Source organism: Coprococcus sp. AF16-22, assembly GCF_003461545.1.
In the GTDB taxonomy this organism is placed as follows: Bacteria; Bacillota; Clostridia; order Lachnospirales; family Lachnospiraceae; genus Coprococcus; species Coprococcus aceti.
Genome location: NZ_QTXH01000007.1, coordinates 107754 through 120771, shown reverse-complemented (window position 1 = coordinate 120771; position 13018 = coordinate 107754). Strand labels below are relative to the sequence as shown.

Here is a 13018-nt window from a genome sequence, read left to right as displayed (position 1 = left end):
ATTGTGACAGATTTCTTCTTCACAAAGACGAGTTAAAAAACACGCAAAAAACGCCCATCCACATGAATACTTCTATAATACTCACATGGATGGACGCTTTTTCGTACATCATGATTCCAATCTATAAATGCTGATAGATCTGGCTGATCTCAGTCTATCGAAACCTATCTGATCTGTTATGTATTTGCTCAGATCATTCAGGTCAGCATATTTGTATGATCATGTTCCGTACGCTCTCGCCCTGTACCATATGAGTACATATGTTCACGCAGCTTATCATCTGTATGTAAAGTATTCCCTGCCACATCACTATTAAACTCTCGGGTTATGTATTTAGCGAAAACTATACTTAACATGATTCTTTCCTTTCCTGACTACCCTTCCGGGTTCCTTTTCCTAAGTCATTTTTTATTGGTGTGTCCTGATTTTCTTCTTTTATTTGACCACCTAAAATGTACTCTACCACAGATATAATTATTTGTCATTACACTACTGGTAGAAAACATACATTTTTATGGCCTTTTTATATCATTTGACATCTCTTTTCTGGCCTGCAACGTCACCGCCTCATCTGCCATCACTTTTCCAGTCTGCGATGTCACTGCATCTTCAGTCGCTGTTTCTTCTGCCACTTTCTCTTCCGCAGCTGCCAGCTCCCTCACTATCCAGGTCATGATAACATCCACCAGATACTCCTGCTGTCTTGGACCAAGCTCCACTCCCGGGGCAAATGTATGCCACTTACGTATGCATTCCCGGCAGCATGTAGCCGTGGCATGCTGTGCCACAAACACCGGATGTCCCCGCATGGGAGTCTGCTTTCCGTCATTTGGTATGAATGCCGGAGCTTCCCTCTGCGCTATGAAATCCCGTGCATGCTGTCTTATGGTATCCAGCCCCTTTTCATGTATATAGTCGATATCTTTCTGTGTCAAATGAAATCCACTGCGAAATTTCGACCTTCCCAGACGCTCAAAAAGCCGGGCGTACCATTCTTCCTTTGTCAACCCTATCATCTCCATTTATAAGTGCCATCGTATTTCCTCCGTATGAAAACTGATTATAGAAGCTGATTAAGCCTCTGTGTCTAATATATATCTAATCCGTACATTTTCCAAGTTCATTGTTCACTGCCTCACGAATCTTATAAAAAAAATTTTTTAAAGACCATAAAAAAACTCTTGATACTCGTATATATATTGAGAGTTAATGATATACCAGTTACAATAAATCATCGGGACGATACGATGGGCTTTACAATAAGGAGGTTTCAACTATGAAAAAACGAATGACAGCTTTACTACTCAGCGCCTGTATGTGTGCAGGTCTTGCCGGCTGCGGCACAAATACACCGGGGAATAATCCCGGTCACACCAAAACTGATTCGTCGGTCACTTCCCTCACTGACAACATCACTGTGACTTCGGTCAAAACGGATATAACATCATTTGACCAGCTAAAGAACGGAATCAACGAATTCTCTATGAATATGTATTCTGCACTTCCAACTGACAAGAACATATTTTACTCGCCTTACAGCATTGCAAGTGCACTGTCCATGCTGGATGTAGGTGCCGGCGGTACAACAAAAAATGAGCTAGAAAACGCTCTCGGCATAACAGACCTTGATGAGTGGAACGATGAGATGAAGGCATATCTGTCAAAGGACTGGTCTCAGAATACATTTGTCAACACAGCAAATTCAGTATGGATGAACAAGGGAACGACTTGGGCGGCCAATATAAATTCCGACTTTCTTACACCTGCCAAGGATTATTACTCCGGTGAAATCTACGAAGCCGACTTCGATGGTCAGGCAGACAAGGTCGTTCAAAATGTCAACAACTGGGTGAGTGACAACACCAACAAGATGATCCCTGAAATCTTAAAGGAGATTCCTGGTGGAACCGTGATGATGCTCATAAACGCAGTTTATTTCGAAGGAAAATGGGATACTCCTTTTACCGAGGATAAAACTTTTCAGAGCAGTTTCTACGGAACCGATAAGGAAAGCGTTGTTGATATGATGCATCTCTACGGTGAGCACTTCGCATACATGGACAACGGCGAGATCAAGGGAATCACACTTCCATACGACGGCGACAATGTTGTCATGAAGGTGTTCATGCCAACCGCCGATGACGGAGACATAAATGAACTCTTTGACAAACTAAGCAACGAAGAAAAACAGAAACTCATCGACTCTCTGGATGATGCCAGCAACGTAGAGATCGATACCCTCCAGCTCCCAAAATTCACAGATGAGCAGAGTATCGACGGTCTTGACGACATTCTGAAAAACATGGGAATCCAGTCGGCATATTCGGAGAGTGCTGACTTCTCCAAGATCGCCGATGGCATAGCCGTTTCATCAGTCAACCACAAAGCAAAGGTGATCGTGGACGAGAACGGAACCAAAGCCGCAGCAGAGACAGACATCATGATCAAGGAAACAGCAATGATGCCAAGTGAGGAAACATATAACTTTATTGTGGACAAGCCATTTGTGTATGTGATTGAAGATCAGAGCACTGGCATGATCCTGTTCATGGGCAGGGTGAATTCGCTGTAATTTTTGATTATCGACACATACCAGGACTTGCTTCAGCAGCTTTTACTCGCAAAGGAATGGAACATTTTCACTTTTCTTTGCGAATATCAAAAAAGCACACAAGATCTCAAAATCTTGTGTGCTTTTTTCTATAGACCCACTATTCCAACTTTCTCTCTGAATTCTCATTGGATTCTGTCGTGTCACCTGTTTCTCTGAGATTCTTCTCCCGTATATACTGGATTGCCTCTTTTATAGCTGCTTCCTCCTCATCCTTTGCTATCTTTCTTGCATAGGATACAGTCTTTACGAGGTTGGCTATGAGTATAATGGCAAGCGGAACAAGAATTATGGGTACAAATATAAGTGGGTTGGACACAAGCCTCACTATCTTGCCAAGTATGAGCGATGATCACACCACCTTGCCAAGCAGATCTCTTGAGTCCACACCGTAACGGTCCACCACATTATTGGCATCGCCTTTTGTAATATACCTGTAATTATTACCATCCGTCTCTATCGAGACAACTCTATGTGTATTTACCGCACCAGAAAGAGCCGGATCCGATGAATAAAATGATATGACATCATTCTCATGTATGGATGCCGGATCTGTCTGCTTAACAAATGTCTGGTCTCCCCCATTTTTCAAATAATACAATATTGTATATCATAATGACGTATTATTATATGGGAAAATGACAAGTATTCATGTATTAGTAATCTGTTTTTGTGCATATTGCAATATTGCATATGTGCACTATGTTCTACATTCTATCGTCTTGTGAAAATATCGGACCTACTGAGCGGTTGTCACACGGCACCAGTCAAGTACAGCCGAGTAAGAAGCCATCACACTCTCATGCATCTTGCAGATCATATCCACATCAAATTCTTTAACCGCATTCTCCAGCTCCTGCGCCTCATCGCCCAGCTCCATGGCTCCGATCGTTCTGGATGTACTTTTTACCGTATGTATCAATATCCTGTAGCCGTCCCAATCTTTTTCATCAAAAGCCTTCTGTATCTCTGTGCGCTTGTCGTCAGCTGCGTACATTGAAATTATTTCCTTCAAAAAGCTTTCACTGCCCCCGCAGTATGTAAGGCCCTTCTCATGGTCAATGTTAACTTCTTTACAGGATGTGTCTGAATCCTGTTTTCCCATAACGTCTAAATCCAACACATCCCTCACCAGCTTCTTTTCCAAAGTCGTCCCCCCCATCTGTATTTAACCGATAACTCCGTACAAGGTCTCAAGGAATACTATTGGAAGAAACGGCTTCGTAATATAATCCTCAACCCCCATCTGTCTCGCTCTCTCTATCAGCTTATAATCCTTATAAGCTGTTACGAATATGACCGGTACGTCTGTGATCTTGCGTATCTCTTCCAGCGTCTGGAATCCATCCATGTCTGGCATCTCGATGTCGAGCAATATCAGGTCTATCTGCTGATTTCCCACTATGTCTATGGCCTGCTTTCCGCTCTCTGCCGCAATAACCTTGTAGAGAGGCTCATTTTTGCAGATATTCTCTATAAGTCTGATATTTATCTTCTCGTCATCTACAACAAGGATATTGCTTACCATCTTCTCGGCTTGTCTCATGTGGTAGTCTTCATCCTCGTCTATCATCCTGAGCATGACTTCTGCAATGTCCGGATCGAACTGACTGCCCTTGCCCTTCTCCATCTCATCGCGCACTATCTTCTGCGGCAGGGCGTATCTGTAACTTCGGTTGGATGTCATGGCATCGTAGCTGTCTGCCACCGCTATGATCCTTGCACACCTTGGTATATTTTCTCCCTTGAGCCCACTTGGATATCCTGTTCCATCGTACCTCTCATGGTGATACTTTGCGCCCACCGCCAGGTCCGGAAATGCATTTATATTCTTGAGAATATGGTATCCATTTACACAGTGAAGCTTTATCATGGAGAATTCTTCATCCGTAAGTCTTCCCGGCTTGTTGATTATGTTGTCAGGAATACGTATCTTGCCCATATCATGGAGCAGTGCTATCTGATACATCTCGTCCTGCTCCTTGATCGTGCCGCCCATCCGTTTCACCAGCTCACGGCTGTATCTGGCGACTCGCACAGAATGACCTTTTGTGTATTTGTCCTTTGCATCTATCGTCTTGGCAAATGCCTGCATGACCATATTATTCAGGTCTGTGAGTTCGTTATTTGTCTCATCGAGCCGGCTCATGATCGCATCCGTACTATTCTTGGATCTGGTACAGAAGAACACTATAATTATGTATAGAACTATTCCAACGCCTATATCGTGGCCTATCAGTTTTCTTATTCCGTGGTACAGCTTCTCATTCGTGATGACCATGACCACATACCATTCATCTATTATGGAATAGCTGAAAACTGTCACCTTCTTATCATTAACAACTGTTTGAAACGGTTCGCCGTCATTGTCCGCTATCCCCTTCATGAGTACAGACATTTCTCCCTGAGTGTAGTTCTGGCCTACCTCTTTCTTGTCCGAGTGGGTTATCACCAATCCTGACTTGTCGCAGACGAATGCATATCCCTGACCATTTAATTTGATATTTTCCGTCTCTGACTGTATTGGATCCAGTGTTACATCCAGAGATATTACACTCTCGCCATCGTAGAGTAACTGGCTGACTGACATCAGAATATCTCCTGTCTGCGCATCGATGTACGGCTGGCCCAGGGTTGGCTGGCCGTCTGCCGCCACTGCTGCCTTATACCATGCGCGCTCCTGAGGCACATAATCATCGCCGGGAACCCAGCCTATGCCATCCAGGTATTCGCCGTTTATAACGCCATATACACCTGTGAACGCCGCATCTATATCCTGGAGATAATAATCCGATTCATTCGTGAGAAAGTTCAGTATATCCTGCCCCGACCGGCCTTCTCTCATCATATGCTCCACAGTGATCTTCGTAACTTCCACCGCATCCACGGCTCGGTTCAGGTAAGAATTCACATATTCCTGCTCCTGCTTAACTGTCTCTGCCGCCAAAGACAGGGTATCATTCACCGATTTTCTATAAAATGTCATGATCGTACACAACGACAGTACCACAATCGCCACAAAACTCACTATCAGCGTCAGTATATACTGCCTCTTGCTTACATTCTTCATACCGAACCCCCCCCATTTCACGCACATTATTCCGGTCCCAGATCAGCTCAGGTTTATACTTACATATAGATATAATTGTAACATACTACCAACATTAATCAAACATTTAATGGGGACGGAGGTGCCCGCCACCTCCGTCCCCAGAGATAAATGACACCCGTTAGAGCGCGCCCATGGCGCGCAAACAAAAACAACCTCCTGGCGGTTTCCCACCAGAAGGTCGTCAATTCCTACCCCGAATAGGCAGGCCATTGCATACATGTTGTCAAATGTAGGAAGGCATTCGCCCCTCTGCCACTTGTAGATCGATACAGGTTCATTGAACCCGAGAAATGCCTGCAATGCTTTTACGGTGATTCCTTTCTGCTCTCTCACTTCTTTGATCCTCTTGCCTGTTGCGCAAAGATCGATCATTGGAAAATTGTTCTGTGTCATAAATGATACCTCCCATTGTAAATGCTATAAACTATCTGACTACCAATATCTCCAATAGTCTTATAACTGGGTCAATATCCCGAACACTAATAATAAAATATGTCAGAAGGAATCTACAGATACTATAACACAAATAAACCACAGGTTAAAAGTAAACCTGTGGTTTAAAATTATTTATTCAGCCTTACCGTTCTGCTTCGCAAGCTTGTACCGAGTCATCTTTCTCTTGGAAGCTATGCGCTTATGCTTCTTCGCCTCAGCCCGCTCCGCAGACCGGTCAGGAAGAATGCCACAGGCCTCAAGGGCTCTCGGCCATGGCCCAAGGTAGGATTTTATCCAGCCAACCTGCTCCGGTGTAAAGTCTGACTTTTTCGGATATCTTCCAAGTGAAATATATGCGTCCAGAAGCATCTGACAACATTCTTCACGTGTATAGCCAGCTCTCTTGTTCTCCATACCTCTTTCCTCCGGATCATCTCTGCGTTTCTATGGCCTGAGAATTATTTTACTTTGACAGACTTCACTGAGCTGCCAAGTCCCATGTATCTCTTGCCATTTATTGTCTTGTAAGCTCTTACTCTCACATAGTATCTCTTGTTCTTTGCTAGATTCTTGATAGTTGCACTGCCATACTTTGCGCTCACATACTTTGTCTTTGCAGACTTAAAGTTCTTGTTTGTAGCATATGTTATCTGATATCCGGTAGCACCGCTTACCTTCTTGTAGGTCACCTTAAGACTTCTGCTGCTGTTTGATGCAAGCTTTGTTATTGATGACTTTGCAGGGGTAACTATCAGAGTTACGATTCCGCTTGCCTTGTTGTAATTGCTGTTGCCTGAGACAGTGATCTTTATCTGTACTCTGCCCGGCTTCTTGGTTCTCACAAGACCTGACTTGCTGTTCACTATCGCAATATTCTTGTTTGTTGATGAGTAAGTTACAGTTCCCTTACCGGCAGCCTTAACGGTTATATATCTGTTGTATACATATAATGTGTTGCCTGTCACTGTCTGGTCTGCCTTATTGATCTTGAAGGTCTGCTCAACACTGCCTGTATAATCGTTCTTACCTGTTATAGTTACCTTGGCTGTTCCGGCGTTCACGTTATTTGCATACGATGCTGTATAATCAGCCGCCTCAAGTTTCTTACCGTCAACTGTTACTGTAACCTCAGGCTTCTGTGCCCTGCCTGTATATGTCATATCTGCAACTTCTATAACTGTGTTGTCCTTTGTGAGTGTAACCTTTGTATCCGGCTCCTCTGGCTCTACAGGAACCTCCTTGACTGTTATCTTGATAACGATCTGTCCAGCCTCGTAGTTCTCTGTTCCCTCAGATGAAACTGTGATCTCAGTCTCACCGACAGCCTTGACTGTCACACGTCCTGTCTCAGGATCTACCTCTGCCACCTCTGGTGCAGATGATGCAAATGTAAGTGTACCCTGTCCTGTAACCTTGAGATCAAATGGCTCTGCATTTTCAAGAACCTCGATCTCAGTCTTTTCTGTAGTTATCGTCTTTGTAGACTTCTTTATCTCGAACTCGCCCTGAATTGTACCAGAGAACTTACCAGTTCCCTTTACTGTACAAGTACCCCTTCCGGCATTTACGTTATCACTGTATGTAACCTCATAGCTGCTTGGATCAAGCTTCTTGTCATTTACATATACGGTAACTTCCGGTGTGAGCTCCTCTCCAGTGTACTCTGCGTCTGCTATCTCAAGCTTTGTATTGTCCTCAGTGAGTGCTGTCACTGCCATGATCTTGTACCATGCAGTCCTTCCACCTCTTGATGTGATCCTGCACACAACATCATTTGTCAGGTTGATCTTGGCTGAAAGTCCGTCAACCACAACATAATGGCCATCCGCAGTTGTCTTGTATGTCATGTCAAGCTTTACAAGATCTGCGCTCTCCGGCAATACAACACCGACCTCAAATGGATCAGCCTTTGTTCCTGTTCCATTCAGAACTTCTCCATTTGCCTTGTATGTGTAGATAGAATTCCAATTCTCATCGTATTCTGTCTCTGTGGTAAATGTTATCTCTGTTCCATCTATTGTCATGGACTCAAATGTAGGAAGTCCTGAGAATGATGCTGCTACATCTGCTCCTGTGAGCTCATAGTGAAGCTCGATAGTGTCGTTATCCTTTGCATCCAGTGAACCAAGCCCACCGTTGTCAAAGTCGTCTCCGTTGTATGACAGCATCCATCCTGACATTGAGTAGTCAGCAACTGATGCAAGTCCGTTTACAGATACGATATATGGGCCATAAGCTGACTCTTGAATATCGTAGGCTATTCCGGCATTATCCAGTGCACGCTTTACAGCGTCAACCGCTGAAGCTGCCTCAACCTTTGTGTTCTCAAGGATAACTCCATCCTTTGATGCACCATTTATTCCGGCTGCACTTGCTGTGTAGTCATATACACCTATGTTGAAGATAGTAACTCCGTCAATTACAGTTCTTACCTTCTTGTATGTCTCTACAAATTCTCCATCTTCTGCTGTCAGAGGAACATTTGCCATGATCTCTGCTGCAGGTGCCACGTTCAAGATGGCCTCTCCGTCATTGATCTTGGTAACTGTGTCAACTGTGAGCTTCTTGACTGCCTCTATATTAGCAGCCGATACATATGAAGCCTGATTCTCTGTGATGCTCTCATCTGCTGCGGCTGTGCATGAATATGCAGATCCTGATATTGTCAGATCCTCTGAATAACCTGCAAATACGCCTGTTGTGGCTGCGTCACTGCCATTTACAGTTCCTGCGCTGTAGCAGTCTGTGATCTCCACGCCTGCGTCATTTGACGTATTACCCTTGAAAACACCTGCAATACCGCCTGCATTTGTCTGGCCTGTGATCGTTCCTGCATTGTAGCATGAAATGATCTTGCATCCAGGATCCTGTGGATAGTATTCATTGTGGCTTCCGAGTATTCCACCAACATTTGTCTTGGCTGTGATGTCACCATAGTTTGTCGAATTCTGTACGCAGATATTTCGGCTGCTCATAGATCCTATGATTCCGCCGACGGTACCACCGTTTTCTGCCTTAATAGTTCCATGATTTACACAGTTCTCAATCACTGTGTTGCTTATTTTGTTCGTGTTACAGTATCCTACCAGACCACCTATCGAAGCTGATGTATTTGTGCCTGTGTAAGTGATATTTACTTTAGATGTACAACCTGCTACTCTTGCCGGTGCATCTGTGGTTCCCTGATACAGGTATCCCACAACCGCTCCTGCTGCAGTCTTGGTGCTCATGATGATAGTTCCCTCTACTGTGAGGCCGCTGATCCTTGCACCCGCCTGTCCAAATATTCCTGAGTAGCCTATATCATTCTGATACAGATTGCTGATAGTATGTCCCTGGCCGTCAAATGAACCCATGTATATGGCACCCGATGTACCTATTGGTGTCCAGCTATATCCTGCAAGGTTGATATCCGCTGTGAGCACTGCATTTATGTCGACCTTCTTATTGACATTTACCTCATTTTCAAACCAGTACAGCTCTGCACCTGTGCTGATCTGGTATACTCCGTCAACCTGTTCGGGCTCGGTCTTGCTCTCGCCATCCCAAGCAGTTGCACTTGACGCTGTGAGGCTGATGGTCTGTGACATCTCGCCGGAAGTATCCTCCGGGATCTCAAATGTTCCCTCGGCATACATGTATCCGGCACACTTCATAGTGTAATTGTACTGTCTGCCTGCAAGACCATTGAAGCTGCCGTCATTTACTGTTACGGCATTTCCTTCAGTATCCTTTATGCTTACCTTATATCCTTCTACTGCTTCGTTTGTAGCACCATCCACTACATCAAGCTTTACCTGGACAAAGTCTGTCTTTGCCAGCTTAAATGACATATCCGGGAGACTTCCAAGGTATGCCACACGTACGCTTGCTGCCATCTGTACAGGCTTTCCTGTTGCATGGCGGACCTCTCTGTGTGAACCGTATGGCGAACCAAATCCGCCCTCATACAGAACTCCGCTCAGCGTGTACTCGTCACCTGCAAAATACTGAGGTATCTTGACTGTAACTGTCTGGGCAGCAGGATATGATGCAAATGCATACTGGTTGCTTGCTCCTGAGAATTCATTTCCCTCACCATCTGACAGTTTTATAGTTCCGGCCATGTTGTAAATTCCTGCAAGCTTGTTGGCCGGAATATACAGACCGTCGTATGCCTTCTTGCCATCCTCTGTACGCTTACCATATGAAACCTCTATGGTATCACCGGCTCTGAGTTCATCTGCTGAGATCTCGTCACCATCAGCGTTCTTATATGTGTATGATACCGGGACTTCCTTTGCACGTACTACCTGATATGTGCTAACTCCGTCCTTTGTCACCTTTATTATGTTTGATCCCTCTGTGAGACCGCTTACAGTGTAGCTTCCATCATCATTCTTCTTGACATCTGCTGTTGTAAATCCACTGTATGTAAGCTTGTTTCCCGTGATCTGTGGATGAAGAACTGATACTGCCACTCCATCCTCCGGTGTAAATGTGTACTCTGCACCGGCTGCTCCCTCAAGATAATACAGAACATCGATCTGTGCATCCAGATTGTCTACAGCAGTCTTAGCAGTCTCTGTGTTGCGTCCTGCATTTAATGTCATATTTGTCTGAATGTCTGAGCCGTCATTTCCTACAGTGAATACGACTACACCTGTGTTTTCAGGCCAGATCGCACTGAAGAATGAACCGCCCATACCAGGCTTGTTGATCTCTGCATCATAGGTTACGAGAAGTATCGCTGTTCCCTCTGACTTTGCCTCGATCTCTGCTATCTCTGAATGCTCGCCAGGTACAACGCTGATCACATCACTTGATGGGTTACCATTCTCATCGATAACTGTGTAGTGATAATCAGGCTCTGCTGATTTTGCATTCATGATACCCTCTATAGCCTGCCAGTTACGGAAGCACTCAAGGTGATACTTGTCACCCTTCTGCATTGACACATAGCCCTTCTCATTGGATGTCATGTAGATATCTGCGACATCTGAGCTGTTGGCTGACATGTCATGTACAACTGTGCCAGGGCCATATGTGCTGTCGCCGATGTACATATCCTCGGCTGTTACCTTGTACTCAGCATCTGTGGTTGTGGAGAACCAGTTCCAGTATGTAACTCCCTCTCCACCAGTTACACGGTAGTAATATGTGATACCACTTCCAAGCTTATACTTGTATGTGTCATATCCGGCATCCTTGCTGTCTATCTTGATGCCAGCCTCATCCTTATATATATAGTATGTTGAAAGTGTACCAACTCTGAGCTCAGTTCCCTCTGGAACTGTGAACTCTACTGTCTTTGCCGCTGCAAGAGCTACTGAATAACCGTAGCTTCTGTTGGATGTAAGTGTGTTTGACACAGTCTTAGAGATATAGTCATCTGCTCTATCTCCAACCGGATCATATGTCACTGACACCATATCAGCATAGTAGAACAGTCCTGCATACTTTGCCCAGGAGTCATCTGACCCCTCCCTGGTCTTTACAAACTCTGCATGTCTGTCCACATTGTCAGGAGACATAACCTTACCTGTGACGGTATAATCAACGTCTTCCTTCCAATATTTTTTGTTGCCATCTACAGTGTCATAACCTGTACATGCTATATCTGTGATGCTGTATATGCTGTATGACTGCTGTGGATCGTCTGTGACTACGAGATCTATAGATCCCATATCTGTCTTCTCGTCACCGCTCTTCTGATATGCTGACAGACGGTATGTACCCGGCTCAAGCTCAAGGGTATACTTGCTGCCATCAGGCTCTCCAACTTCAATCTCATTGCCCTCTGAATCAGCCAGAGTCATGTAAGGAGCAGAATAATTCATGGTTACAGATACTGTATTTCTCTTGTCACCCCTGATCTTCTTCTCAACTGCCTGAACCTCATCTGCAGTTGCAGTGAGATCTGTCATGACCGCCTGAACCTCTTCACGTAGAGCCTCGTCCTTAGCTATCTCATCTGCATGCTCTGCATAGAGCACATAGAGCTCTGTCTTGTCCTGAGTCTCATAGTATGCATACTCAGAGTCAAATGTATTCTTATCCGGATTGTAGCCATATCCCAGATCTGCGCCATAATCTGCGAGCGTGAACTGCCAACGGATAACGTGTGTATTGTCTACTCCGGCTGCAGAATCTACCTGATATTCTCCTGCGCCGACATTTCCCAGTATATTGTCAACTGTGTTCATCCAGCCAGACATGCTGAAATAATCAAACTGGCCAAGATCTTTTCCTGTCTTGTCCTTAAGCTCAAGTGCCTTTCCATTCTTCTTCTGATAAGCATCCTTAAGCTCCTGTGGAACATTTGCAGCTCCCTTATCAATGCCCTTTATGTTGGCAAGATAATAATCGGAACTATTGTATTTGTCTGTTCCTGAAGGTTCTGTTTCAAGTCCCTCTTTCTTGAAAAACGCGTAAGTAGCCTGTGATACGGTAAGCTTAGACAGGTCGATGTCTATGCCTTCCTCTTTCCAGACTTCACCGATCTCTTTGTAGGACATTCTCTCCGGCTCGATATAGAAGCCCTGACCAAGAGTAAATCCCTCAAGAGACAGCACAACGTACTCAGTGCTGTAATCAACTTCGCCATCACTCTCTGCGGCGGCAGCCTGAACATAGCCCCAGCTTGCATTTGAAGCAAATGGTGCCACTAAAACTGCGCATGCCAATAAGAATGAAAGCATCAATGTCCTGATTCGTTTCATCTCCTATTTTCCTTTCTTTATTTAATTGTAGGTTATAAAGCAGGGAATATGTATTCTGCTTTTCCCACGCCCAAAAGCTAACAGATGAACTGTCGTGTCATCCGCATCCGGGTACTCCGCATATCCCGGCTGTCTGTGTCTGTCAGACGCCGTCACGCG

The 13018-nt window shown here is 44.7% G+C and carries 8 protein-coding genes and 1 pseudogene; 1 reads left to right on the top strand and 8 read right to left on the bottom strand.

Going from position 1 to position 13018, the window contains the following annotated elements; genetic code table 11:
- Positions 1-629: 629 nt before the first annotated feature.
- Positions 630-1007, bottom strand: a pseudogene (locus DWW60_RS09200) (DUF4186 domain-containing protein); the annotation flags it as partial.
- A gap of 269 nt (positions 1008-1276) precedes the next feature.
- Here DWW60_RS09200 and DWW60_RS09195 point away from each other — a divergent pair.
- The gene (locus DWW60_RS09195) at positions 1277-2572 is read left to right on the top strand and encodes a serpin family protein (protein ID WP_117875145.1); all 1296 of its coding nucleotides are present in this window, start codon (positions 1277-1279) and stop codon (positions 2570-2572) included.
- Between the two features lie 139 nt (positions 2573-2711).
- Here DWW60_RS09195 and DWW60_RS09190 read toward each other — a convergent pair whose 3' ends face one another.
- The 7 genes from DWW60_RS09190 to DWW60_RS09160 form a co-directional block, all read right to left on the bottom strand.
- Positions 2712-2930: a hypothetical protein gene (locus tag DWW60_RS09190; protein WP_147341855.1), complete on the bottom strand. Its 219-nt coding sequence runs from the start codon at positions 2928-2930 to the stop codon at positions 2712-2714.
- Positions 2931-2963: 33 nt separating this feature from the next.
- Positions 2964-3212, bottom strand: coding sequence for a hypothetical protein (locus tag DWW60_RS09185; protein ID WP_117875141.1), 249 nt, complete (start codon positions 3210-3212; stop codon positions 2964-2966).
- A gap of 138 nt (positions 3213-3350) precedes the next feature.
- Positions 3351-3758, bottom strand: a complete 408-nt coding sequence (locus DWW60_RS09180) for an Hpt domain-containing protein (protein WP_158547589.1) — start codon at positions 3756-3758, stop codon at positions 3351-3353.
- Positions 3759-3779: 21 nt separating this feature from the next.
- Positions 3780-5681 (bottom strand): HD domain-containing phosphohydrolase, encoded by a 1902-nt coding sequence (locus tag DWW60_RS09175; protein ID WP_117875139.1) that lies wholly within the window; start codon positions 5679-5681, stop codon positions 3780-3782.
- Between the two features lie 42 nt (positions 5682-5723).
- Positions 5724-6116, bottom strand: coding sequence for a helix-turn-helix domain-containing protein (locus tag DWW60_RS09170; protein ID WP_243002942.1), 393 nt, complete (start codon positions 6114-6116; stop codon positions 5724-5726).
- 174 nt (positions 6117-6290) lie between these two features.
- On the bottom strand, positions 6291-6572 hold the full coding sequence (locus tag DWW60_RS09165; protein WP_117875137.1) for a homing endonuclease associated repeat-containing protein: 282 nt from the start codon (positions 6570-6572) through the stop codon (positions 6291-6293).
- A 44-nt stretch (positions 6573-6616) separates the two neighbouring features.
- Positions 6617-12859, bottom strand: a complete 6243-nt coding sequence (locus tag DWW60_RS09160; protein WP_243002941.1) for a DUF4430 domain-containing protein — start codon at positions 12857-12859, stop codon at positions 6617-6619.
- Positions 12860-13018 lie beyond the last annotated feature (159 nt).

Coding starts and splice junctions, on each gene's coding strand:
- DWW60_RS09170 (WP_243002942.1), bottom strand. CDS start 6,116: ATGACACAGAACAATTTTCCAATGATCGATCTTTGCGCAACAGGCAAG.
- DWW60_RS09175 (WP_117875139.1), bottom strand. CDS start 5,681: ATGAAGAATGTAAGCAAGAGGCAGTATATACTGACGCTGATAGTGAGT.
- DWW60_RS09195 (WP_117875145.1), top strand. CDS start 1,277: ATGAAAAAACGAATGACAGCTTTACTACTCAGCGCCTGTATGTGTGCA.
- DWW60_RS09160 (WP_243002941.1), bottom strand. CDS start 12,859: ATGAAACGAATCAGGACATTGATGCTTTCATTCTTATTGGCATGCGCA.
- DWW60_RS09165 (WP_117875137.1), bottom strand. CDS start 6,572: ATGGAGAACAAGAGAGCTGGCTATACACGTGAAGAATGTTGTCAGATG.